Raw genomic sequence first — 24,835 nt, 5'->3', positions numbered from 1 at the left:
TCGCCGGTTTTCTCAGCCGGCCATCATCATGCGGTTACGGCCTTCACGCTTGGCCACGTACAGGGCAATGTCGGCGCGGCGCAGCAGGCTGTCGGTGGATTCGCCCGGCAGCAGGGTCGAGCAACCCAGGCTGATGCTCGGCCGCAGGTTGCCCAGGGCGCTGAAGTCCAGCTCCTGGATAGCCTGGCGCAGGCGTTCGCCAATCAATGCCGCGGCGTCCTGGCAGGTATTGGCGAGGATGACCACGAACTCTTCGCCGCCATAGCGAAACACCCGATCGACCGTGCGGAGCTGATTTTTCAGCGTCTGGGCAATGCTTTGCAGGACCAGATCACCGTTGGCGTGGCCGTGGGTGTCATTGATCCGCTTGAAATGGTCGATGTCCAGCATCAGCAGCGACAGCGGCTGCCGATAACGCAGTGAGTCGTCTGCTTCGCGCGCCAGCACCTGATCCATTGCCACACGGTTGCCGGTATCGGTCAGCGGGTCGCGCAGCGAACTCTGCAGGGCCATGCGGTACAGCAAGGCGTTGCGCAACGGATACAGCAGGCAGCCGACCAAGTGCTGCAGTTCGGCGAGCAACCGGGTGTCGGCGGCCCGGCCATGGTGCAGCGTCAATTGGCCGAGCGCTTCGTCCTTGTGGCTGAGTTCGTAGCAGGTGCTGTCGGCAACCGGGTTGCCTATGCAAAGCTGCAGATCGCTGGCTGCGTGGAGGTAATTCAGCCCTTCGAGGGGCAGGGCCTGGCGCAGCGTATTGAAGAACAGCTGCAGAATGCGCTCGGCCTCCAGGCTGGTTTGCAGCTGTTGGGCGAGTCGGTAGGCGAGGCGCCTGGGAGCAGGGCGAGAGCCGGTCAAACATGCATCCGCGCCGACCAGCGCAGGCTGCATGCTGCGGGTGTCGATCTGCACGGTGTCGATTCGTGGGGGCGAATTCATCTGTTCACTCCTCAGCTCTTTCCTTTGCGGCTGGTTTTTTATAGAGCGAAATGCATGCCAACGGTTCATAAAACCTGAACGCGATGAAAATCAATGGCTTGCAAAAGGATGCTGCGGAAGCGGCAGCGACGGCTGCTTGACGTGGGCGACTTTTTACCAGAAGCGGGCGCCACAGGCAGGTATTTCGCCCGCCAATGTGACGTCCCGCACACTCCGGTTACTGGGCGTTGAAGGCCTGGCCGTTGACGCCGGCGCTGTCCGGCCCCATGAGATACAGGTACACCGGCATGATCTCCTCGGGTGCCGGGACGTCCTGTGGATTTTCCGCCGGGTAGGCCTGGGCACGCATGCTGGTGCGGGTGCCGCCGGGGTTGATGCTGTTGGCGCGCACCGGCGCGACGCCGTCCAGTTCATCGGCCAGGGTCTGCATCAGCCCTTCGGTGGCGAACTTGGAGACCCCGTAGGCGCCCCAGTAGGCGCGACCCTTGCGGCCCACGCTGCTGGAGGTGAACACCACCGAGGCATCGTTGGAGCATTTGAGCAGCGGCAGCAGAGCCTGGGTGAGCATGAACATGGCGTTGACGTTGACGTGCATCACGCGCATGAAGTTTTCACCGGACAACTGATCCAGTGGGGTGCGCGGGCCGATGATCGAGGCGTTGTGCAGCAGGCCGTCGAGCCGGCCGAACTCGCCTTCGAGCATGGCCGCCAGTTCGTCGTACTGATGCGGCAGGGCGGTTTCCAGGTTGAACGGAATGACCGCCGGACGCGGGTGGCCGGCGGCTTCGATGTCATCGTAGACCTGCGCCAGGCTGGCTTCGGTGCGGCCCAGTAGCAGCACGGTGGCGCCATGTGCGGCGTAGGTCTTCGCGGCGGCGGCGCCGATACCGCGTGCGGCGCCGGTCACCAGGATCACCCGGCCTTCGAGCAGACCGGGGCGTGCGCTGTAATCGAACATGGCAGGGCCTCCTTCAGCAGCTGCACAGGGCGTTGTCGAGCACCTGGCGCAGCTCCAGCGGATGATCGACCACTACGTCGGCACCCCAGTGGCCGGGATTGTCGTTGGGGTGGATGTAGCCGTAGCGCACGGCGGCCGTGCGCGTGCCGGCGTCGCGGCCCGACTCGATGTCGCGCAGGTCGTCGCCGACGAACAGCACGCTGGCCGGGTCCAGGTCGAGACGGCTGCAAGCCAGGATCAACGGCTCCGGGTGCGGCTTGCTGTGGGTCACGTGGTCTGGGCAGATCAGCAGCGCCGAACGCTCGGCCAGACCGAGCTGCTGCATGATCGGCTCGGCGAAGCGCAGCGGCTTGTTGGTCACCACGCCCCAGATCAGCCCGGCTTTCTCGATGTCGGCGAGCAGTTCGGCCATGCCATCGAACAGGTGGGTATGCACGGCACAGGCCTGTTGATAGCGCTCCAGGAACTCCAGGCGCAGGGCCTCGAATTCCGGCGCGTTTGGCGACATCGCGAAGGTGGCGGCGACCATGGCCTTGGCGCCACCGGAAATCTCGTCGCGGATCAGTTTGTCGGCGACCGGCGGGAAGCCGCGTTCGGCGCGCATCGCCTGGCAGACGGCGATGAAGTCCGGTGCGGTATCCAGCAGAGTACCGTCCATGTCGAACAGGACCGCTCTCAGGCGCATGTCAGGCCTCCTTGACGGTCTGGATCATGTAGTTGACGTCCACGTCGGCCGCCAGCTTGTAGTGCTTGGTCAGCGGGTTGTAGGTCAGGCCGATGATGTCCTTGACCTGCAGGCCGGCCGCACGGCTCCAGGCGCCCAGCTCGGAGGGGCGGATGAATTTCTTGAAGTCGTGGGTGCCGCGCGGAAGCATGTTGAGGATGTACTCGGCGCCGACGATGGCGAACAGGTACGCCTTGGGGTTGCGGTTGATGGTGGAGAAGAATACCTGGCCGCCGGGCTTGACCATGCGGCAGCAGGCGGCGATCACCGAGGACGGATCCGGGACGTGTTCGAGCATCTCCAGGCAGGTGACCACATCGAACTGCTCGGGCATTTCCTTGGCCATGTCTTCGGCGGTGGTCTGCCGGTATTCGACTTCGACGCCCGATTCCAACTGGTGCAGCTGGGCCACGGCCAGCGGCGCCTCACCCATGTCGATGCCGGTGACGGTGGCGCCGCGCAGGGCCATGGCCTCGCTGAGGATGCCGCCGCCGCAGCCGACGTCGAGGACTTTCTTGCCGGCCAGGCCGACGCGTTCGTCGATCCAGTTGACGCGCAGCGGGTTGATGTCGTGCAGGGGTTTGAATTCGCTTTCACGGTCCCACCAGCGATGGGCCAGGGCCTCGAATTTGGCGATTTCGGCGCGGTCGACGTTGCTCATGGATATCCCTCTTGAACTCAGAATTCGGTGTGGTCCGGCGCCCGGCGGCAAGCCGTGGCTGGCGGTCGCCGGTGCATCATTCGGGCTGGCCGGCGATTCGCCGGCCCCAGGCCATGGCGGTGTCGCGCAGGGCCTGTTCGTCCAGGCGGGTCAGGCGGCCATCGTCGAGCAATGGCTTGCCGGCGACCCACACGTGGCGCACGCAGTCGCGGCCACAGGCATAGATCAATTGTGACACCGGATCATAGACAGGTTGCACGGCCAGGCCGCTCAGGTCGAAGGCGACCATGTCGGCGGCCTTGCCGATTTCCAGCGAGCCGGTGTCCTGCTGGATGCCCAGTGCCCGGGCGCCGTTGAGCGTGGCCATGCGCAGCGCGCGATGAGCATCCAGGGCGCCTGCGGAGCCGGCGACCGCCTTGGCCAGCAGCGCGGCGGTGCGGGTTTCGCCCAGCAGGTCCAGGTCATTGTTGCTGGCCGCGCCATCGGTGCCGACCGCGACGTTCACGCCAGCCTGCCACAGGCGCTCGACCGGGCAGAAGCCGCTGGCCAGCTTGAGATTGGATTCGGGGCAATGAATGACACTGGTGTTGCTTTCTACCAGCAGTGCCAGGTCGTCATCGCTGATCTGGGTCATGTGCACGGCCTGCAGGCGCGGCCCCAGAAGACCCAGGCGCTGCAGGCGGGCCAGCGGTCGTTGGCCCTGCTGTTGCACGGCCTGTTCGACTTCGCCGGCGGTTTCATGGATGTGCATGTGGATCGGCGCGTCGAGTTCATCGGCGATGACTCGCACGCGCTCGAGATTTTCGTCGTTCACCGTGTACGGCGCATGCGGCCCGAAGGCCACCTGGATGCGCGGGTGGTGCGCCAGGTCGTTGAACAGCTCAATGCCGACATGCAGGGCTTCGTCGACATTGCGCGCACCCGGCACCGGAAAATCCAGCACGGGTACGCAGATTTGCGCGCGCATGCCGCTGTTGTGCACGCGCTCGGCGGCCACTTTGGGGTAGAAGTACATGTCGGAGAAGCAGGTGATGCCACCCTTGAGCTGCTCGGCGATGGCCAGGTCGGTCCCGTCGCGCACGAAGGCTTCATCGACCCAGCGGCCTTCGGCGGGCCAGATGTGCTCCTGCAGCCAGGTCATCAGCGGCAGGTCGTCGGCCAGGCCACGGAACAGCGTCATGGCGGCGTGGCCATGGGCGTTGATCAGGCCGGGGGCGAGCAGCATGCCGGGCAGCTCGCGCACGACCTGGCTGACCAGGCGTGAGGCCTCGCTGCGCGGGCCGATCCAGGCGATGCGGCCGTCGCGAATGCCGATGCCGTGGTCGCGCAGCACCACGCCCGCTGGCTCGACCGGCACCAGCCATTGCGGCAGCAGCAGCAGGTCTAGGGGGGCGGCGGGTGTGGGCATGAGCGGGCTTCCGGAGCATGTGCGCGGTGGGCGGAACGGCAGTGTGGATGCGCCTGGCAGGCCGTTGGGAATGTGGCCCCGGCCTTGCATCGTTCCGCCGCGAGGGTGGTGGCGAAGTATACCCGAGCGTCCCGGTGGTCGGCTCGTTATAATCGACCGCTTTTTGATTCAGGCCTTGGATTGTTGAAGATGGAGTGGGCGATGCGCGAGCAATTGCTGGCAGCTGAGAAAGTGAAAGCCATCGATTGGCGGGAAGACGCTCTATATCTGCTCGATCAGCGGGCCTTGCCGCGGCAGGAGAGCTGGCTGGCCTGTGGTACTGCCGCGGCGGTGGCCGAGGCCATCGCCGGCATGGTGGTGCGCGGCGCGCAGGCCATTGGGGTGAGTGCGGCCTATGGCGTGGTCCTTGCGGCACGTGCCCGACATGCCCAGGGCGGTGACTGGCGGGCAGCGCTGGAGGCGGACTTTGCCGTGCTGGCCGCTGCGCGCCCGACCGCCGCGAACCTGTGCTGGGCGCTGAACCGCATGCGCGAGCGCCTGCAACGCCTGAAGAGCGGCGAAGATCCGCTGCGGGCTCTGGAGGCCGAGGCGGCGGCCATTCACCTGTCCGACCGTGAAGCCAACCTGACCATGGCGCAGCTGGGCGCCGAGCTGATTCGCAAGCACCAGGGCAATCTGCAGACGGTACTCACCCACGGCAATGCCGGGGCGCTGGCCACCGGAGGTTTTGGCACGGCGCTGGGGGTGATCCGTGCGGCGCATCTGGAAGGCATGGTCGAACACGTCTATGCCGATGAAACCCGGCCCTGGCTGCAGGGGTCGCGGCTCACGGCCTGGGAGTTGCTGCACGAGAACATTCCGGTCAGCGTGATCGCCGACTCGGCAGCCGCCCACATGATGCGCACCAAAGGCATCACCTGGGTGATCGTCGGCGCCGACCGTATCGCTGCCAATGGCGATGTGGCCGGCAAGATCGGCACCTATCAGCTGGCCGTTGCCGCCATGCACCATGCGGTGCGCTTCATGGTCGTGGCGCCCAGTTCGAGCATCGACATGGACACCGACAGCGGCGACGACATTCTCCTTGAAGAGCGCGATGTCCGCGAGTTGCTCGACCTTGGCGGGCAGCCTCTGGCGGCCGAGGCGGGCGCGTTCAACCCGGTGTTCGACATCACTCCGGCGGACCTGATCGACGCCATCGTCACGGAGAAGGGCATCGTCGAACGCCCCGACACCGCGCGCCTGGCGCAACTGATGAGCCGCAAGCACCTGCACTGACCCGAGCAGGCCGTTCGTCGGCAGGGGTGGGGCAGATGGTCATGCCGCTGGGCGGCTCTGAGAGCGCGTCTGGCGGGCGCGGCGGGCGAGCGGCTCAGAGCCATTGCTTGCAAGGGATGTGAGCGTAGCGGCGATTGTGGTAACATCCGGCGGTTTTCAGGGGCGCTGATCGCAGTCCCTCTCACTGCGCAGATCCATGGCGTAACCCGTTGATTTGTCGTACGTCGCCTCTGGTCGGTGCCACGGGCGGCGAGCCTTGGTCGTTCCGCATGGAGCGGCGGGGTTTCACCAGAAAAAGGAATCAGGCTTCTCATGGGTGAACTGGCCAAAGAAATTCTCCCGGTCAATATCGAAGACGAGCTGAAACAGTCCTACCTCGACTACGCCATGAGCGTAATCGTCGGCCGGGCACTGCCGGATGCACGCGATGGCCTGAAGCCCGTGCACCGGCGTGTGCTCTATGCGATGAGCGAGCTGGGCAACGACTGGAACAAACCGTACAAGAAATCCGCCCGTGTGGTCGGTGACGTGATCGGTAAGTACCACCCTCACGGTGACACCGCTGTCTACGACACCATCGTGCGTATGGCGCAGCCGTTCTCGCTGCGCTATCTGCTGGTCGATGGCCAGGGCAACTTCGGTTCGGTCGACGGCGACAACGCCGCTGCGATGCGATACACCGAAGTACGCATGACCAAGTTGGCTCACGAGCTGCTGGCCGACCTGCACAAGGAAACCGTCGACTGGGTGCCCAACTACGACGGCACCGAGCTGATCCCGGCTGTCATGCCGACCAAGATCCCCAACCTGCTGGTCAACGGTTCCAGCGGTATCGCCGTGGGCATGGCGACCAACATCCCGCCGCACAACCTGGGTGAGGTCATCGACGGCTGCCTGGCGCTGATCGACAACCCCGAGCTGTCGGTTGATGACCTGATGCAGTACATCCCCGGCCCGGACTTCCCGACCGCCGGCGTGATCAATGGCCGTGCCGGCATCATCGAGGCCTATCGCACCGGTCGTGGGCGCATCTACATGCGTGCGCGTTCCAAGGTCGAGGACATCGACAAGGTCGGTGGCCGCCAGCAGATCGTCATCACCGAGCTGCCCTATCAGCTGAACAAGGCCCGGCTGATCGAGAAGATCGCCGAGCTGGTCAAGGAAAAGCGCCTGGAAGGCATCACCGAGCTGCGTGACGAATCCGACAAGGAAGGCATGCGCGTGGTGATCGAGCTGCGCCGTGGTGAAGTGCCGGAGGTGATTCTCAACAACCTCTACGCCCAGACCCAGCTGCAGAGCGTGTTCGGCATCAACATCGTGGCCCTGGTCGACGGTCGTCCGCGCATCCTCAACCTCAAGGACCTGCTGGAAGCCTTCATTCGCCACCGTCGCGAAGTGGTCACCCGGCGTACCGTGTTCGAACTGCGCAAGGCGCGCGAGCGCGGGCACATCCTCGAAGGCCAGGCGGTGGCGCTGTCGAACATCGACCCGGTCATCGCGTTGATCAAGGCTTCGCCGTCGCCGGCCGAGGCCAAGGAAGGGCTGATCAACACCCCGTGGGAATCCAGCGCTGTCATGGAAATGGTCGAGCGCGCCGGCGCCGACGCCTGCCGCCCGGAAAACCTCGACCCGCAGTACGGCCTGCGTGACGGCAAGTACTTCCTGTCGCCAGAGCAGGCTCAGGCGATTCTCGACCTGCGCCTGCACCGCCTGACCGGCCTGGAGCACGAGAAGCTGCTGGGCGAGTACCAGGAGATCCTCAACCAGATCGGCGAGCTGATCCGCATCCTCAACAGCGCCACGCGCCTGATGGAAGTGATCCGCGAAGAGCTGGAGCTGATCCGCGCCGAATACGGCGACGCGCGCCGCACCGAGATCGTCGAATCCACCGCTGACCTGACCCTGGGTGACCTGATCACCGAGGAAGACCGCGTGGTGACCATCTCGCACAGTGGCTACGCCAAGACCCAGCCGCTGACTGCCTACCAGGCCCAGCGTCGCGGCGGCAAGGGCAAGTCGGCGACCGGCATGAAGGACGAGGACTACATTTCGCACCTGCTGGTCGCCAACAGCCACACCACGCTGCTGATGTTCTCCAGCAAGGGCAAGGTGTACTGGCTCAAGACCTACGAGATTCCCGAGGCGTCACGCGCCGCACGTGGTCGTCCGCTGGTCAACCTGCTGCCGCTGGACGAGGGTGAGTACATCACCACCATGCTGCCGGTAGAGGAGTACACCGAAGGTCACTACATCTTCATGGCCACCGCCAACGGCACCGTGAAGAAAACCCCGCTCGAGCAGTTCAGCCGTCAGCGCAGCGTGGGCCTGATCGCCTTGGAACTGGACGAGGGCGACGTGCTGATCCGCGCCGCGATCACCGACGGCAACCGCGAGGTCATGCTGTTCTCCGACGGTGGCAAGGTGACTCGCTTCAACGAGAACGAAGTGCGTGCCATGGGCCGTACCGCGCGCGGTGTGCGTGGCATGCGCCTGGCTGAAGGGCAGAAGCTGATCTCCATGCTGATCCCGGAGGAGGGCAGCCAGATCCTCACCGCTTCCGAGCGCGGCTATGGCAAGCGCACGGCGATCGACGAGTTCCCCGAGTACAAGCGCGGCGGCCAGGGCGTCATCGCCATGGTCAGCAACGAGCGTAACGGCCGTCTGGTCGGCGCGATCCAAGTGCTCGACGGTGAGGAGATCATGCTGATTTCCGACCAGGGCACCCTGGTGCGTACCCGTGTCGACGAAGTGTCGAGCCTGGGCCGTAACACCCAGGGTGTGACCCTCATCAAGCTGGCCAGCGATGAAAAGCTGGTGGGCCTGGAGCGGGTGCAGGAGCCTTCGGAAAGCGACGATGACATCCTCGACGACGAGTCGGCCGAAGCCGACGATGCGCAGGACGAGCCGTCCGCCGAGGCGACGGGCGACGACGAGTCCGTGGACTGAGTGATGCGACCGACGGGGGCAGGTACGCCGGTGACGAGCGTGCCAGCCCCCGCTGCTTTTCAGCGGGGCGCTTTGTCGGCCCCGGATTTTCCGCTGGTTGGCAGGCAACACCGCGCCGACCGGCTTGCGATACAGCGCGAACAGACCAACGCATTTGACGAGAGTGGATATGAGCAAGCGAGCCTTTAACTTCTGCGCAGGTCCAGCTGCGCTCCCTGAAGCTGTCCTGTTGCGCGCCCAGGCCGAGCTGCTGGACTGGCAAGGCAAAGGCCTGTCGGTCATGGAAATGAGCCACCGCAGCGACGAGTTCGTTTCCATCGCCAACAAGGCTGAGCAGGATTTCCGTGACCTGCTGAATATCCCGTCCAACTACAAGGTGCTGTTCCTGCAAGGCGGCGCCAGCCAGCAGTTCGCCCAGATTCCGCTGAACCTGTTGCCGGAAAACGGCGAAGCCGACTACATCGACACCGGCATCTGGTCGCACAAGGCCATGGAAGAAGCGGCGCGCTATGGCAAGGTCAATCTGGCTGCCACGGCCAAGCCCTACGACTATTTCGCGATTCCGACCCAGGACCAGTGGACGCTCTCGAAGAACGCGGCCTATGTGCATTACGCGCCCAACGAAACCATCGGTGGCCTGGAATTCAACTGGGTGCCGGACACCGGTGATATCCCGCTGGTGGCCGACATGTCCTCGGACATCCTCTCGCGCCCCGTGGACATTTCCCGTTTCGGCATGATCTACGCCGGTGCGCAGAAGAACATCGGCCCCAGCGGCATCGTCGTGGTGATCATCCGCGAAGACCTGCTGGGCCACGCTCGTGCCCTGTGCCCGACCATGCTCAATTACAAGGTCGCTGCCGATAACGGCTCGATGTACAACACCCCGCCGACCCTGGCCTGGTACCTGTCGGGCCTGGTCTTCGAGTGGCTCAAGGAGCAGGGTGGTGTCGAGGCCATGGCCAAGGTCAACGAACTCAAGCAGCGCACCCTGTACGACTACATCGACGCCAGCGCGCTGTACAACAACCCGATCGCCAAGGCCGACCGCTCGTGGATGAACGTGCCGTTCCGCCTGGCTGATGACCGCCTGGACAAACCGTTCCTGGCCGGTGCCGAGGCCAATGGCCTGCTCAACCTCAAGGGTCACCGTTCGGTCGGTGGCATGCGTGCCTCGATCTACAACGCCGTCGGTCTGGATGCCGTGAATGCACTGGTGGCCTACATGAAAGACTTCGAGAAGGAGCACGGCTGATGTCCGACCAGGAACTCAAGGCGCTGCGCGTACGAATCGACGCCCTCGACGAGAAGATTCAGGAACTGATCAGTGAGCGCGCGCGCTGCGCCCAGGACGTGGCGCGGGTCAAGATGGCTTCGCTGGCCGAGGGCGAGGAACCGGTGTTCTACCGGCCTGAGCGTGAGGCGCAGGTGCTCAAGCGGGTCATGGAGCGCAATCGTGGCCCATTGAGCAACGAAGAGATGGCGCGCCTGTTCCGTGAGGTGATGTCGTCCTGCCTGGCCCTGGAGCAGCCACTCAACGTGGCCTACCTCGGCCCTGAGGGCACCTTCACCCAGGCGGCGGCCATGAAGCACTTCGGTCACGCGGTGGTCAGCCGCCCGATGGCGGCCATCGACGAAGTATTCCGTGAAGTGGTCGCCGGTGCGGTGAACTTCGGCGTGGTGCCGGTGGAGAACTCCACCGAGGGGGCGGTGAACCACACTCTGGACAGCTTCCTCGAGCACGACATGGTCATCTGTGGCGAAGTCGAGCTGCGCATCCACCACCATCTGCTGGTGGGCGAGAGCACCAAGACCCAGAACATTACCCGCATCTACTCCCATGCCCAGTCGCTGGCGCAGTGCCGCAAGTGGCTCGACGCGCATTACCCGAACGTCGAGCGCGTGGCCGTCGCCAGCAATGCCGACGCCGCCAAGCGGGTGAAGAGCGAGTGGAACTCGGCGGCCATCGCCGGGGACATGGCGGCCAACCTCTACGGTCTGACCCGACTGGCAGAGAAGATCGAGGATCGCCCGGACAACTCCACGCGTTTCCTGATCATCGGTAATCAGGAGGTGCCGCCGACCGGCGACGACAAGACCTCGATCATCGTCTCCATGAGCAACAAGCCCGGTGCATTGCACGAGCTGCTGGTGCCGTTCCATGAGAACGGCCTGGACCTGACGCGCATCGAGACCCGTCCATCGCGCAGCGGCAAATGGACCTACGTGTTCTTCATCGATTTCGTGGGTCACCACCAGGACCCGCTGGTCAAGGCCGTGCTGGAGAGGATTCGCCAGGAAGCCGTGGCGCTGAAAGTGCTGGGCTCCTACCCCAAAGCGGTGCTGTAAGGCATGGCCTTGAATAACGCAGCGCCGTTGGTCGGCCGCCTGGTGGTGGTCGGCCTGGGTCTGATCGGCGGCTCGTTCGCCAAGGGTATCCGCGAGAGCGGTCTGTGCCGCGAGGTGGTGGGGGTTGATCTCGACCCCCTGTCACGCCGCCAGGCCGTGGCGCTGGGGGTGGTCGACCGCTGCGAGGAAGACCTCGCCGTGGCCTGCCAGGGCGCCGATGTGATTCAGCTGGCGGTGCCGATCCTGGCCATGGAGAAAGTCCTGGCGCGTCTGGCACTGCTGGACCTGGGCAATGCCATTCTCACCGATGTCGGCAGCGCCAAGGGCAACGTGGTGCGCGCTGCGTGCCAAGCGTTCGGCGCCATGCCGCCGCGTTTCGTACCGGGCCATCCCATTGCCGGCTCCGAGCAGAGCGGGGTAGAGGCGTCCAACGCCGAGTTGTTCCGTCGTCACAAGGTCATCCTCACACCGTTGCCGGAAACCGACGACGATGCGCTGAGTGTGGTGCATCGTCTGTGGGCGGCGCTGGGCGCGGATGTCGAGCACATGCGTGTGGAGCGTCACGACGAGGTGCTGGCAGCGACCAGTCATCTGCCGCACCTGCTGGCTTTCAACCTGGTCGACTCGCTGGCCAAGCGCAACGAGAACCTGGAGATCTTCCGCTATGCGGCGGGCGGTTTCCGTGACTTCACCCGCATCGCCGGCAGCGACCCGGTGATGTGGCACGACATCTTCCTGGCCAACCGCGAGGCGGTGCTACGCACCCTGGACACCTACCGCAGCGACCTTGATGCCCTGCGCGAAGCGGTCGAGGCTGGCGATGGCCATCAGTTGCTGGGTGTCTTCACCCGTGCGCGCATGGCGCGCGAGCACTTCGGCAAGATTCTTGCGCGGCGTGCCTATGTCGAGCCGCCGGTGACCGCCAACCTGAGCTTCGTGGCCAGCCCCGCTGGTGCGCTGCGGGGCAGCATCCGCGTGCCGGGCGACAAGTCGATTTCGCACCGAGCGATCATTCTCGGTTCGCTGGCCGAGGGCACGACCGAGATCGACGGTCTGCTCGAAGGCGAGGATGCCCTGGCGACGCTGCAGGCGTTTCGCGACATGGGGGTGGTCATCGAGGGGCCGCAGCATGGCCGGGTGACCATCCATGGTGTGGGCCTGCACGGCCTCAAGTCCGCCCCAGGTCCGATCTACCTGGGCAGCTCGGGGACCTCCATGCGTCTGCTGGCCGGTTTGCTGGCGGCGCAGAGTTTCGACAGTACCCTGACCGGCAATGCGATGCTGTCGCGGCGCTCGATGAGTGCGGTTGCCGGCCCGTTGCGGGCCATGGGCGCAGGCGTAGAGACGGCTGGCGAAGGCTGTCCACCGCTGACCTTGCGCGGTGGTCGGTCCCTGGTCGGGCAGCTCTACGAGGCGCCGGCCGCCAGCGCCCAGGTCAAATCCTGCCTGTTGCTGGCCGGGCTCTATGCCGAAGGTCGGACCACAGTGATCGAGCCGGTGGCGACCCGTGACCATACCGAACGGTTGCTCGAAGGCTTCGGTTACCCCATCGAACGCGGTGACGGGCGGGTCAGTCTGGAGTCGGGCCATTGCCTGCGCGGCACGCGCATCGCCGTGCCGGCAGACATTTCCTCGGCGGCGTTCTTCCTGGTGGCGGCCAGCATCGCCGAGGGCTCTGAACTGCTGCTCGAACATGTCGGGATCAATCCGGGGCGTACCGGGATCCTCGACATTCTGCGCCTGATGGGCGCCGATATCGTCCTGGAGAAGCGTCGGCAGGTCGGTGGCGAGCCGGTGGCCGACCTGCGCGTGCGTGCGGCGCCGCTTTCCGGCATCGAGGTGCCGGAAGCGCTGGTGCCGCTGGCACTCGACGAACTCCCCGCGCTCTTCGTTGCTGCAGCCTGTGCCCGTGGACGCACCGTGCTGCGCGGTGCCGGGCATCTGCGTGGCCGTGACGGCGATCGCATCCAGATCATGGCCGAAGGTTTGCAAGCGCTCGGGGTCAAGGCCGAAGCCACGGCCGACGGCATCAGCATCGAGGGTGGTGCGTTGTCAGGCGGCGATCTCGACGCGCGTGGCGATCATCGCATCGCCATGGCTTTCAGTGTCGCGGCCCTGCGGGCCGAGGCACCGATCCGGATCCGCGACTGTGCCAATGTCGCGACATCCTTCCCCAATTTCCTGGCGCTGTGCGCTCAAGTCGGTCTGTCCGTCGCACAAGAGGAACAATCGTGAAAATCAAAGCACCAGTCATCACCATCGACGGACCCAGCGGTTCGGGCAAGGGCACTATCGCCGGTCTGCTGGCCACCCAGCTGGGCTGGGGCCTGCTCGATTCCGGTGCGCTGTATCGCCTGCTGGCCTTCGCCGCGAGCAATCATGGTGTCGACCTGACCAACGAAGAAGCGCTCAAGCTGCTCGCTGCCCATCTGGACGTGCAGTTCGAGGCGGGTGAGAAGGGCCAGGGCCAGCGCATCATTCTCGAAGGCGAAGATGTGACCCACGCGATCCGTAACGAACACGTGGGCAGCGGCGCTTCCCAGGTGGCCTCGCTGCCGGCGGTGCGCGATGCCCTGCTGCAGCGTCAGCGCGCCTTCCAGGAAGAACCCGGTCTGGTGGCAGATGGCCGCGACATGGGCACCGTGGTGTTTCCCGATGCACCGCTGAAAATCTTCCTGACCGCCAGTGCCGAGGAGCGCGCTCGTCGTCGCTACCTGCAGTTGAAGGCCAAGGGCGATGATGTTAGTCTGTCGAGTCTGCTAGATGAGATACGTGTCCGTGACGAACGCGACACCCAGCGAGCGGTCGCTCCGCTCAAGCCGGCGCAAGACGCCATTCAGCTGGATTCCACCGAGTTGTCCATCGAGCAGGTGTTGCAACGCATCCTGAGTGAAGTCGCCCTGCGCGATCTCGCCGGATGATCAAGGAGCCATGCGGGAGACCAGACAGCATCCTGCAGGCTTCCTTTTACATGAACGAAACCCACGTGGTCTGGAACGTGGCAGATGGGCGTATTCTTCGCCCTTGATCACACAGGAATTAAAATGAGCGAAAGCTTTGCAGAACTTTTTGAAGAAAGCCTGAAAACCCTGAACCTTCAGCCAGGCGCAATCATTACCGGTATCGTCGTCGACATCGACGGTGACTGGGTAACCGTACACGCTGGTCTGAAGTCCGAGGGCGTCATCCCGCTCGAGCAGTTCTACAACGATGCTGGCGAGCTGACCATCAAGGTCGGTGACGAAGTGCACGTTGCGCTGGACGCGGTCGAAGACGGCTTTGGCGAAACCAAGCTGTCCCGCGAGAAAGCCAAGCGCGCCGAGTGCTGGATTGTTCTGGAAGCAGCTTTCGCCGCCGAAGAAGTGGTCAAGGGCGTCATCAACGGCAAGGTCAAGGGCGGTTTCACCGTCGACGTCAACGGCATCCGTGCATTCCTGCCGGGTTCGCTGGTCGACGTTCGTCCGGTTCGCGACACTACCCACCTCGAAGGCAAAGAGCTCGAGTTCAAGGTCATCAAGCTGGACCAGAAGCGCAACAACGTTGTCGTTTCCCGTCGCAGTGTCCTGGAAGCCGAGAACAGCGCCGAGCGCGAAGCCCTGCTGGAATCCCTGCAGGAAGGTCAACAGGTCAAGGGTATCGTCAAGAACCTCACCGACTACGGTGCATTCGTGGACCTGGGCGGCGTCGATGGCCTGCTGCATATCACCGACATGGCCTGGAAGCGCATCAAGCACCCATCGGAAATCGTCAATGTTGGCGACGAGATCGATGTGAAGGTCCTGAAGTACGACCGCGAGCGCAACCGCGTTTCCCTGGGTCTGAAGCAACTGGGCGAAGACCCATGGGTTGCTATCAAGGCTCGTTACCCAGAAGGTACCCGCGTGACTGCACGCGTTACCAACCTGACCGACTACGGCTGCTTCGCTGAGCTGGAAGAAGGCGTGGAAGGCCTGGTACACGTTTCCGAAATGGACTGGACCAACAAGAACATCCACCCATCCAAAGTCGTTCAGGTTGGCGACGAAGTGGAAGTCATGGTTCTGGACATCGACGAAGAGCGTCGTCGTATCTCCCTGGGCATCAAGCAGTGCAAGTCGAACCCATGGGAAGACTTCTCTGGCCAGTTCAACAAGGGCGACCGCATCTCCGGCACCATCAAGTCGATCACCGATTTCGGTATCTTCATCGGCCTGGACGGCGGCATCGACGGTCTGGTTCACCTGTCCGACATCTCCTGGAACGAGCCAGGCGAAGAAGCTGTTCGCCGCTTCAAGAAGGGCGACGAGCTGGACACCGTCATCCTGTCGGTTGACCCAGAGCGTGAGCGCATCTCCCTGGGTATCAAGCAACTGGAAAGCGATCCGTTCTCCGAGTACGTCAACGTCAACGACAAAGGCGCTATCGTTCGCGGTACCGTGAAAGAAGTTGACGCCAAGGGCGCTATCGTGACCCTGGCCGACGACATCGAAGCCACTCTGAAAGCTTCTGAAATCAGCCGTGACCGCGTTGAAGACGCGCGCAACGTCCTGAAGGAAGGCGAAGAGATCGAAGCCAAGATCATCAGCGTTGACCGCAAGAGCCGCGTAATCAGCCTGTCGATCAAGTCGAAAGACGTCGAAGAAGAGAAAGAAGCGATTCAGAGCCTGCGCAACAAGCCAGAAGCTACTGAAAGCACTGGCCCGACCACCATCGGTGACCTGCTGCGTGCACAAATGGAAAAGCAGAACTGAGTTCTGTGATCCATTGAAAAAGGGCGACTTCGGTCGCCCTTTTTTGTGGGCGCTGGAAACATCTGCTCATCATCGCTTCGCCGCACTGTTCATGGCGAGCGGGACGGCTGCAAGCCCGGCGGGCGGCGAACGGCTGCTGCCATGCCTGTGTCTGTGAAATAGGCTGCATCGCGCATGCTTCACATAAGTCAAGATGCAGGCTGTTCAAATTCATCCGGTCATGCTAAAACCTCTGAAGCGCTGATCTAGCTGCTTGAAAAAGAAGGGAAAAACATGACGAAGTCGGAGTTGATCGAACGAATTGTCACCCATCAGGGGCTTCTCTCATCCAAGGATGTCGAGTTGGCCATCAAGACCATGCTTGAGCAAATGTCCCAGTGCCTAGCCACAGGCGACCGTATCGAAATACGGGGGTTTGGCAGCTTTTCATTGCACTATCGCGCACCTCGTGTTGGGCGTAACCCAAAGACCGGCCAGTCCGTCAATCTCGACGGGAAGTTCGTGCCTCACTTCAAGCCCGGCAAGGAGCTGCGTGACCGGGTCAACGACGACGATGAGGCTTCTCATCAGGCAGCCGAAAAGGAGGCGTGAATGCGCAGGTTGAAGAGCGTGCTGGCAGGTTTGGTGATTCTGTCGTTGGTCATTGCAACTGCCGTATTCGTCCTCGAGAATCGTCAGCCAGTCGCATTGGTGTTCTTTGGCTGGTCAGCGCCTGAGCTCTCTATTGCTGTTCCCGTGATCCTGGCCTTGTTGCTTGGCATGCTCATCGGGCCGGTGCTCGCCTGGTTCGCCACGCTCAGAAAACGTCCGCGGGGGCCGGCAGCAAAGTTCTGATTCTCTCTCGTCATGTGGGGGCTGCCGAAGGCCGATGTCCCGGACTCATCTGTCCTGTGCTTCTTTCCTTGTGCCCTGACTTGAGCGGACTTGCCTGGCGCGTCTCCTTGAGTCACATCCTATCTATGTAAGTGTTGTTTCCATCTTCCGTAGGAAACTTCGCTTTACTTCGAAGAATTTTCTGCAGCGCGTTCTCGTTGCGCGAAAAACTCACAATCTCTCAGCAAGTATCGGGAGTTTGTAGCGAATTCGAAGAAAAATGAATTCAACGTTCGTTTTTTGAAATCCGTCGATACAGGTGCAAAATGCTCCCTCGACGCTTGCGCGCGTTGCGCCGTGCGCAGGTTTCCTTGGTGCGGTGGGGTGGGAGCCCGAGCGCGCAGGCGGAGAATGCCTGGGCCCAATGAGCCCGACATGCCACAGGACCTTGATGTTAGACTCGCGTATTGATTGTCAGTGAAAGTTTCCAACGTGACCGAAGACCCGTGTAACCCTACCCAGCAAATGGCACGCCCCGCCTTGTCCATTGGCATTACGGGGGCTACGGGGTTCGTAGGCGATGCCTTGGTCAGACACCTTGCTCAAACCAGCACGCACCGGCTGCGCGTCGCAGTTCGTGATCGCTACGATACGACTGATAAATCGATCGAGGTGCTGAGCGCACAGCAGTTGACGGCAGATCATGCATGGCAGCCCTTCGTGACGGGCCTCGACGTGATCATCCACTGTGCGGCTCGCGTGCATGTTCTGCACGATACCAGCACAGATCCTCGAGCCGAGTATTTCGAGGCCAATGTCGCCGCGACCCTCAATCTGGCTGAACGGGCAGCCGCTGCGGGTGTCAAACGCTTCGTCTTTGTAAGTTCGATAAAGGTCAATGGCGAGTTTTCACGCCCAGGCTCGCCATTCACGGCTGATGCAGTGGGTGAGCCCAGCGATGCATATGGACAGTCCAAGCAGGCTGCCGAGCAGGGTCTGCGCGACCTGGCGCTGCGCACCGGCATGGAGGTGGTGATCATTCGTCCGGTGCTGGTCTACGGCCCCGGGGTCAAGGCAAATTTTCTGAGCATGTTGCGCTGGTTGGACAAGGGGGTGCCAATGCCGCTGGGTGCGATTCACAACCGCCGTAGCCTTGTGGCACGGGGCAACCTCGTCGACCTGCTGGTAACCTGCGTCGATCATCCAGCCGCCGCGAACCAGACCTTTCTGGTCAGCGACGGTGAAGACCTTTCTACCACGCAATTGTTACAACGGATGGGCAGGGCATTGGGCAGGCCAGCTCGTCTGTTGCCCATACCGGCATGGCTGCTAAGTGGGCTGGCCATTGCCTTGGGCAAGCGGGCTTTCGCGCAACGCCTGTGCGGTTCGCTGCAGGTGGATATCGACAAGACCCGTAAGCAGCTGGGCTGGACACCGCCCGTGAGTGTCGAACAGGCGATGCAGGAAACCGCCGACCATTATCTGGAAACAAAACGAAATGCTTGAGTGGTGGTGGATTGTCGGTTTTGCCCTGCTGTCCCTGATGTTGACCGCCGTGCTGCGTCGCTACGCGCTGGCCAGGAGTCTGATGGACGTACCCAATGCTCGCAGCTCTCATTCGGTGCCGACGCCCCGCGGTGGGGGGGTGGCCATCGTCGTGGCGTTCCTGTTGGCGACGGCCTGTCTGGGTGCCACGGGACGCCTGTCGGCGGATCTGTTGATGGCCATTACTGGCGCTGGCGGGCTGGTAGCGGTGATCGGCTTCATGGACGATCACGGCCATATCGCCGCGCGCTGGCGCCTGCTGTGGCATTTTCTGGCGGCTGTGTGGGCACTGGTGTGGCTGGGTGGTCTGGCGCCGCTGGACCTCTTCGGGTGGCGTGTCGATCTTGGGCTGTTCGGCAGCGTGCTGGCGGCGTTCTATCTGGTATGGATGCTCAATCTGTACAACTTCATGGACGGCATCGACGGTATCGCCAGTGTCGAGGCGGTCAGTGTCTGTGTCGGCGCCTGCCTGGTCCATACCTTTGCCGGAGCCGGCGAACAGGTTCTGGCGCCCGCGATGCTGGCGGCGGCGGTGGCCGGTTTTCTGTACTGGAACTTCCCGCCGGCGCGGATCTTCATGGGCGATGCGGGCAGCGGGTTTCTAGGCCTAGTGCTGGGCGTGCTGTCGCTGCAGGCCGGTTGGCTCTCGCCAAATCTTTTCTGGGCCTGGCTGATTCTGCTCGGGGTTTTCGTGGTGGATGCCACTGTCACCTTGCTGCGTCGCCTGCTTCGCGGCGAGAAGGTCTATGAGGCGCACCGCAGTCATGCCTATCAGTACGCCTCGCGACGGTATGGCAGACACTTGCCGGTGACCCTGGCCGTGCTGGCGATCAACATGGTGTGGCTGATGCCCTGGGCGCTGGCGGTATCCGTCGGCTGGCTGGATGGGGTGAGTGGAATCCTGATCGCTTACCTGCCGTTGGTGCTGCTGGCGATGAAATTTCATGCGGGAAAGGCTGAACGGCCATGAAGGAACTGCGCTGACCCAGGCTTTTCATATAGATTGTAACAATTTGCCCTGTGTGCCGTACGGGCTTGGTAGGTTGCGGTATGAATCTAAGAGGGTGGCAAGGATTGATCGAAGGCATCATGGAGAAGATACGGGCTTTTTTGCTGGCGCTGCCGCGCCGCCAAAAGCGGATCATTCAGGTCGCGGCCGACGTCCTGCTGGTCTGGTTCGCCCTGTGGATGGCCTTCGTGGTGCGGTTGGGTGTCGATGACCTGATCAATCCGCTGGAAAAGTTCACCTGGCTGTTCATCGCCGCCCCTCTGGTCTGCATTCCGCTGTTCATCCGCTTCGGCATGTATCGGGCCGTGATGCGTTATTTCGGCAACGACGCGTTGATCGCCATCATCAAGGCCGTGACCCTGTCTTCGCTGATCCTTGGCTGCGTCGTGTATGCCTACAGCAATCATCAGCAAATCGTACCGCGCTCCATCATGTTCAACTATTGGTGGTTGAGCATGGTCATGATCGGTGGCCTGCGCCTGGCCATGCGTCAATACTTCCTGGGGGACTGGTTCGCTGCCGTGCAGCATGTGCCCTTCACCAGTCGTGACGACGGGCTGCGCAAGGTTGCCATCTATGGGGCTGGGGCCGCAGGCAACCAACTGGTCGCTGCACTGCGAATGGGGCGCCTGATGCGTCCGGTGGCCTTCATCGACGACGACGAGTCGATTTCCAACCGGATCATTTCCGGCCTGCAGGTCTACAAGCCCAAGCACATCCAGCGGATGATCGAAGTCACTGGCGCGCAGGAGATTCTCCTGGCGATTCCGTCCTCGACCCGTGGCCGACGGCGCGAAATCCTCGGTTACCTGGAGGGGTTTCCGCTGCATGTGCGCAGTGTACCCGGCGTGATGGACCTGGCGGCAGGACGGGTCAAGGTCGACGACCTGCAGGAAGTGGATATCGCCGACCTGCTGGGGCGTGACCCGGTCCCCGCGCGGGAGAGCCTGCTGGAGCACTGCATCAAGGGGCAGACGGTGCTGGTCACCGGTGCCGGCGGCTCGATCGGCTCCGAGCTGTGCCGGCAGATCCTGCTGCTCAAGCCTTCTACGCTATTGTTGTTCGATCACAGCGAATTCAATCTCTACACCATCCTCAGCGAACTGGAGCAACGCCTCGCCCGCGAAGCGCTGGCGGTCAAGCTGCTGCCGATCCTCGGTTCGGTACGCAACCACCCGCGGCTGCTGGATGTGATGAAAACCTGGAAAGTCGATACCGTCTACCACGCCGCCGCCTACAAACATGTGCCAATGGTCGAGCACAATATCGCCGAAGGCGTGGTGAACAACGTGGTCGGCACTCTCAATACGGCCCAGGCGGCACTGCAGGCCGGGGTTGCCAACTTCGTGCTGATCTCCACCGACAAGGCCGTACGGCCCACCAACGTGATGGGCAGCACCAAGCGCCTTGCCGAGATGATTCTGCAGGCGCTCAGTCGGGAGACGGCGCCGGTGATGTTCGGTGACCAGTCGAATGTCTATCAGGTCAACAAGACGCGCTTCATCATGGTCCGTTTCGGCAACGTGCTGGGTTCGTCAGGTTCGGTGATTCCGCTGTTCCACAAGCAGATCCAGACCGGTGGGCCGCTGACCGTCACGCACCCGAAGATCACCCGTTATTTCATGACCATTCCCGAAGCTGCGCAACTGGTCATCCAGGCCGGTTCGATGGGGCAGGGGGGCGACGTGTTCGTGCTGGACATGGGTGAGCCGGTGCGGATCATTGAGCTGGCCGAGAAAATGATCCATCTGTCCGGCCTGAGCATCCGCTCGGACAAGAATCCACACGGCGACATCTCCATCGAGTTCACCGGTCTGCGGCCAGGCGAGAAGCTCTATGAAGAGCTGCTGATCGGTGACAACGTGGTTGCCACCGACCATCCGATGATCATGAGTGCCAACGAAGACTACCTGAGCTGGGAAAACCTCAAGGTTCTGCTGACCCGGCTGCTCGCCGCTGTCGACAATGATGACTATCAAACGGTCAGGCAGTTGTTACGGGATACGGTCAGTGGTTACGCCCCGGATGGCGACATTGTCGACTGGATCCACCAGGAGCGTCGCCAGGAGACTTGAGTTTCCCGGTCGTACGGGCGTTTTTGTAAGCGTTTATCGCGTCACGCGCCGATACGTTCCGGCGCTTCAATCGGTATGTGCCCTGGACTAAGTTTCAGCGGCGGCACCTCGCTGCCGCACCGACTTGTCAATCCAAGGAGCATCGACCATGCGCAATGCGCTGTTTTCTTCCCTTCTGGCTGCTCTGGTGGCCTGTACCTCTCTCACTGCTAGCGCCACCACGGCCAGTATGTCGGATCCTGAACCGATCATGGCCAGCATGACCGAGATGCAGGCGCCTGACGCCCGCATCAATATCAATTCGGCGGATGCGCTGACCCTGCAGAAGGAGTTGTCGGGCATCGGCCTGAACAAGGCCAATGCCATCGTGGCCTACCGCGAAGCGAACGGTAACTTCACCTCGGTCGATGAGCTGCTTGAGGTCAAGGGCATCGGCAAGACCCTGCTGGACAAGAACCGCGACAGGCTGGCTATCGAATAAGCGTCCCTCAGGCCGTTGAGCGCAGACATGGATGCCTGCCAGGCACGGTGAGCTATGGAAAGCTCGCCGTGCCTCTGTGTTCCTCTATCGCTGGCAGCAATGAAATTGCAGGTGGTGGCACATTGATGCGCAAGTCGCGCCATTTTTCTGCAATGCATGCGCTGGAATTCCCGTACAACCGTTGTTTTTCGCACGTTTGATCCGATAAACCTTGCTTTCCGTGCTTGATCCCGGAGAATCGCGACCTGCTTTTCAGGACGGGCGCCGCGCTGCCAAGACCCTACGTGGTGCCTTTGCTTGTGCAATTACCGGAAACGGAGACACGACCGGATGAACGATCAGGCCAATAGCGTCGCAGAACGCCTGGACCCCGAAATCGCGGAAAACACCGCGTGGAATCGTCACGACACCACCTGGATGCTTGGCCTGTTCGGCACCGCCATCGGTGCTGGCACCCTGTTCCTGCCCATCAGCGCTGGTATCGGCGGCTTCTGGCCGTTGTTGGCCCTGGCTTTGCTGGCGTTCCCCATGACCTTCTTCGCTCACCGCGGGCTGACCCGCTTCGTGCTGTCGGGACGCAGCGGCGGCGATATCACTGAGGTGGTCGAGGAGCACTTCGGCAAAGGCGCCGGGGCAATCATCACCCTGCTGTACTTCTTCGCGATTTTTCCGATCCTGCTGATCTACAGCGTCGGCCTGACCAACACCGTCAGCAGCTTCCTGGAGCATCAGCTGCACATCCAGCCGCCGCCTCGAGCGTTGTTGGCGTTCGTGCTGATCCTCGGCCTGCTGGCCGTAGTACGTTGCGGTGAGCGGGCCATCGTCAAGGTGATGAGCCTGATGGTCTATCCGTTCATCGTTTCGCTGCTGTTCCTGGCCGTGTTCCTGATCCCGCACTGGAACGGTGGCATCCTGACCACCGCCAGCGCGTTGCCGGAGCCGTCGAGCTTCCTGCCGGCGCTGTGGCTGGCCATTCCAGTGATGGTCTTCTCGTTCAACCACACGCCGATCATCTCGGCGTTCGCCGTGGACCAGAAGCGTCTGTATGGTGAGCAGGCCGAAGCCCGCAGCTCGAAGATCCTGGCGCGGGCGCACCTGCTGATGGTGTCGATGGTGCTGTTCTTCGTGTTCAGCTGCGTGCTGACCCTGTCGCCAGCTCAACTGGCCGAGGCCAAGGCGCAGAACCTTTCGGTGCTGTCGTACCTGGCCAACCACTTCAGCAACCCGACCATCGCCTTCGCCGCCCCGTTGATCGCGCTGGTGGCAATTTCCAAGTCGTTCCTGGGCCACTACATCGGTGCCAGTGAAGGCTTCAAGGGATTGGTAGTGAAGTCGGGCGCGCGCATTGGCAGCAAGGCGCTGGATCGCCTTACCGCTCTGTGCATGCTGCTGGTGTGCTGGATCGTGGCAACCCTCAACCCGAGCATCCTGGGCATGATCGAAACCCTGGGTGGGCCGGTGATCTCGGTGCTGCTGTTCCTCATGCCGATGTATGCCATCCGCAAGGTACCGGCCATGCGTCAGTATGCCGGCAAGCTCTCCAATGTCTTCGTGGTGGCGTCTGGCGTGGTGGCCATCTCGGCGCTGGTCTGGTCGCTCAGCCATTGATGAAACGGCGACGCGGCACAGGCTCGATGAGTCTGTCTGCGTCGCCGCATGGCTTGCATCTGGAAGGCCCGGCGCTGCGCCTCAGGAGGGATGCAGAGGCCGGGTCAGTTGCATGAGGCGAGCATAGTCGTAGATGTACTGACGGCCCGCATGGCTGGTCAGGCGCAACTGCTCGATCAGTTGCCGTTCTTTCTTGCTCAGGTACTTCAACGCCGGACTCTCACTGGACCTCAGGCGATCACGTTCATGTGCGTCAGGAAAAGCGATGACGTTCGTCATGAAAATCTCCTTGGGTAACGGGTCCTGGGTACTGCTCCTGTCGCCGCCTGGCAGCGAAACTGCACCTTACTCACAAAGCGCTGGGCCCGGCAACTCCGTACCGCCCAGGCGTCTTACTGCACCAGCAGCACTTCGAAGGCCTGGCGCTGCCCGGCCACGCCGATCTCCACCTCGTCGCCTTCGGTCTTGCCCAGCAGATTCTGGCCCAGTGGCGCGCGGGCGGTGATTACCGTCACCGCGCATTCGCCCGCCTGCACCTTGAGCCCCGCAGCATCCGGGCCGAGAAACAGGTGGCGCTGCTCGCCACTGCCAGCCTCCAGGGTGACCAGATCGCCGACCTGGATACCGCGAGCCTCGTCGAAAGACCGCAAGGTGAACTGCCGGTACAAACCCAGGGCGTGGCGGATTTCCTCGACCCGACGGGCCTGTCCGGCGGCCAGATAAGAGGCCTCAAGCCCCAGGGTGTCGTACTTGTTCTCGGCAATGCTCTCTTCGTGAGTCGCGGCCTCGTAGGCCGTCTGCGCGGCGCGCTGGGCGACTTCCAGGTCGTGCGCCAGGCGTTGCTCGATCAGTTGCAGTACCTGCTGCTTGTTCATGGCTTATCCGCAGAATTCGTTGACACTGGCCCGGCTCTTTTCGCTCGGTGCGGTGCGGTCCTGTTGCAGCCAGAAATCGCACTTGGCGCGGTTGAACTGACGGTTCTGCCGCGCCTGTTCGTATTCCTGAGCCTGGCGGGCTTCGCTTTCACGCAGGTTCTGCTCGAACTTGCGCAGCATGGTGTCCGGTTGTTCGGCGGCCGGGGGCGGCGGCGGGGCGATCCGTGCGCTCGCTTCGGCCAGGGCCTGGGTCTGTGCGGCGGGCAGGGCCTTGATCAGCAGCGGTCCGGTGAGGATCACGGCGACGGCGCCCAGCCAGATACCCAGGGCGATGCACAGGATCAGTTTGAGCGACACGTAGAGTTCGTGGCGGCGGCTGGAGGACATGGCGACACTTCCTTGCGTGGACGACCCGGTCATTGTGCCACGTTGCTGTCTC

At 62.7% G+C, this 24,835-nt stretch carries 22 protein-coding genes; 14 read left to right on the top strand and 8 right to left on the bottom strand.

Going from position 1 to position 24,835, the window contains the following annotated elements; translation table 11 throughout:
- Positions 1–12: 12 nt before the first annotated feature.
- The 5 genes from QZ497_RS20600 to QZ497_RS20580 all read right to left on the bottom strand — a co-directional run bounded on the left by QZ497_RS20600 (position 13) and on the right by QZ497_RS20580 (position 4,687).
- Positions 13–936, bottom strand: a complete 924-nt coding sequence (locus tag QZ497_RS20600; protein ID WP_295478916.1) for a GGDEF domain-containing protein — start codon at positions 934–936, stop codon at positions 13–15.
- A 217-nt stretch (positions 937–1,153) separates the two neighbouring features.
- Entirely contained in the window at positions 1,154–1,894 is a 741-nt protein-coding gene (locus QZ497_RS20595; RefSeq protein ID WP_295478913.1) for a YciK family oxidoreductase, read from the bottom strand.
- Positions 1,895–1,907: 13 nt separating this feature from the next.
- The gene (gene mupP / locus QZ497_RS20590; RefSeq protein ID WP_295478910.1) at positions 1,908–2,579 is read right to left on the bottom strand and encodes an N-acetylmuramic acid 6-phosphate phosphatase MupP; all 672 of its coding nucleotides are present in this window, start codon (positions 2,577–2,579) and stop codon (positions 1,908–1,910) included.
- A gap of 1 nt (position 2,580) precedes the next feature.
- Positions 2,581–3,279, bottom strand: a complete 699-nt coding sequence (ubiG, locus tag QZ497_RS20585; protein ID WP_295478908.1) for a bifunctional 2-polyprenyl-6-hydroxyphenol methylase/3-demethylubiquinol 3-O-methyltransferase UbiG — start codon at positions 3,277–3,279, stop codon at positions 2,581–2,583.
- A gap of 76 nt (positions 3,280–3,355) precedes the next feature.
- A complete protein-coding gene (locus QZ497_RS20580) occupies positions 3,356–4,687 on the bottom strand; it encodes a TRZ/ATZ family hydrolase (RefSeq protein ID WP_295478905.1) in 1,332 nt (443 codons plus the stop codon).
- Between the two features lie 201 nt (positions 4,688–4,888).
- On the opposite strand from QZ497_RS20580, the gene mtnA reads away from it, so the two are divergent.
- The 14 genes from mtnA to QZ497_RS20510 all read left to right on the top strand — a co-directional run bounded on the left by mtnA (position 4,889) and on the right by QZ497_RS20510 (position 23,521).
- A complete protein-coding gene (gene mtnA / locus QZ497_RS20575; RefSeq protein ID WP_295478900.1) occupies positions 4,889–5,965 on the top strand; it encodes an S-methyl-5-thioribose-1-phosphate isomerase in 1,077 nt (358 codons plus the stop codon).
- Positions 5,966–6,277: 312 nt separating this feature from the next.
- Positions 6,278–8,911: a DNA gyrase subunit A gene (gyrA, locus tag QZ497_RS20570; protein ID WP_295478898.1), complete on the top strand. Its 2,634-nt coding sequence runs from the start codon at positions 6,278–6,280 to the stop codon at positions 8,909–8,911.
- 169 nt (positions 8,912–9,080) lie between these two features.
- Positions 9,081–10,166 carry a 3-phosphoserine/phosphohydroxythreonine transaminase gene (serC, locus tag QZ497_RS20565; protein ID WP_295478895.1) on the top strand — a complete coding sequence of 362 codons (1,086 nt, stop codon included), beginning with the start codon at positions 9,081–9,083 and terminating at the stop codon, positions 10,164–10,166.
- Positions 10,166–11,260, top strand: coding sequence for a prephenate dehydratase (pheA, locus tag QZ497_RS20560; protein WP_295478892.1), 1,095 nt, complete (start codon positions 10,166–10,168; stop codon positions 11,258–11,260). The genes serC and pheA overlap by 1 nt, the downstream gene beginning before the upstream one ends.
- A gap of 27 nt (positions 11,261–11,287) precedes the next feature.
- Positions 11,288–13,495, top strand: coding sequence for a bifunctional prephenate dehydrogenase/3-phosphoshikimate 1-carboxyvinyltransferase (locus QZ497_RS20555; RefSeq protein ID WP_295478972.1), 2,208 nt, complete (start codon positions 11,288–11,290; stop codon positions 13,493–13,495).
- A complete protein-coding gene (cmk, locus tag QZ497_RS20550) occupies positions 13,492–14,181 on the top strand; it encodes a (d)CMP kinase (protein WP_295478890.1) in 690 nt (229 codons plus the stop codon). Before QZ497_RS20555 ends, cmk begins: the two co-directional genes overlap by 4 nt.
- Before the next feature lie 123 nt (positions 14,182–14,304).
- Positions 14,305–15,990 (top strand): 30S ribosomal protein S1, encoded by a 1,686-nt coding sequence (rpsA, locus tag QZ497_RS20545; protein WP_295478887.1) that lies wholly within the window; start codon positions 14,305–14,307, stop codon positions 15,988–15,990.
- A gap of 273 nt (positions 15,991–16,263) precedes the next feature.
- Complete coding sequence (gene ihfB / locus QZ497_RS20540) at positions 16,264–16,581, top strand: integration host factor subunit beta (RefSeq protein ID WP_295478884.1); 318 nt, start codon at positions 16,264–16,266, stop codon at positions 16,579–16,581.
- Positions 16,582–16,824, top strand: a complete 243-nt coding sequence (locus tag QZ497_RS20535; RefSeq protein ID WP_295478882.1) for a LapA family protein — start codon at positions 16,582–16,584, stop codon at positions 16,822–16,824.
- Between the two features lie 504 nt (positions 16,825–17,328).
- The gene (locus QZ497_RS20530) at positions 17,329–18,309 is read left to right on the top strand and encodes an SDR family oxidoreductase (protein ID WP_295478970.1); all 981 of its coding nucleotides are present in this window, start codon (positions 17,329–17,331) and stop codon (positions 18,307–18,309) included.
- Positions 18,302–19,318, top strand: a complete 1,017-nt coding sequence (locus tag QZ497_RS20525) for a glycosyltransferase family 4 protein (RefSeq protein WP_295478879.1) — start codon at positions 18,302–18,304, stop codon at positions 19,316–19,318. The genes QZ497_RS20530 and QZ497_RS20525 overlap by 8 nt, the downstream gene beginning before the upstream one ends.
- A gap of 116 nt (positions 19,319–19,434) precedes the next feature.
- Positions 19,435–21,432 (top strand): nucleoside-diphosphate sugar epimerase/dehydratase, encoded by a 1,998-nt coding sequence (locus tag QZ497_RS20520; RefSeq protein WP_295478968.1) that lies wholly within the window; start codon positions 19,435–19,437, stop codon positions 21,430–21,432.
- Between the two features lie 148 nt (positions 21,433–21,580).
- On the top strand, positions 21,581–21,913 hold the full coding sequence (locus QZ497_RS20515) for a helix-hairpin-helix domain-containing protein (protein WP_295478876.1): 333 nt from the start codon (positions 21,581–21,583) through the stop codon (positions 21,911–21,913).
- Between the two features lie 330 nt (positions 21,914–22,243).
- On the top strand, positions 22,244–23,521 hold the full coding sequence (locus QZ497_RS20510) for an aromatic amino acid transport family protein (protein WP_295478873.1): 1,278 nt from the start codon (positions 22,244–22,246) through the stop codon (positions 23,519–23,521).
- Positions 23,522–23,602: 81 nt separating this feature from the next.
- On the opposite strand, the gene QZ497_RS20505 is transcribed toward QZ497_RS20510, so the two are convergent.
- The 3 genes from QZ497_RS20505 to QZ497_RS20495 all read right to left on the bottom strand — a co-directional run bounded on the left by QZ497_RS20505 (position 23,603) and on the right by QZ497_RS20495 (position 24,783).
- Positions 23,603–23,800: a hypothetical protein gene (locus QZ497_RS20505; protein ID WP_295478870.1), complete on the bottom strand. Its 198-nt coding sequence runs from the start codon at positions 23,798–23,800 to the stop codon at positions 23,603–23,605.
- Positions 23,801–23,913: 113 nt separating this feature from the next.
- A complete protein-coding gene (locus tag QZ497_RS20500) occupies positions 23,914–24,396 on the bottom strand; it encodes a GreA/GreB family elongation factor (RefSeq protein WP_295478867.1) in 483 nt (160 codons plus the stop codon).
- 3 nt (positions 24,397–24,399) lie between these two features.
- Entirely contained in the window at positions 24,400–24,783 is a 384-nt protein-coding gene (locus QZ497_RS20495; RefSeq protein ID WP_295478864.1) for a hypothetical protein, read from the bottom strand.
- Between the last annotated feature and the right edge of the window lie 52 nt (positions 24,784–24,835).

The sequence above is a fragment of the uncultured Pseudomonas sp. genome, from assembly GCF_913777995.1.
In the GTDB taxonomy this organism is placed as follows: domain Bacteria; phylum Pseudomonadota; class Gammaproteobacteria; order Pseudomonadales; family Pseudomonadaceae; genus Aquipseudomonas.
The sequence above is the reverse complement of the archived record's forward strand: the minus strand, read 5'-3'. Positions and strand labels throughout refer to the sequence as shown.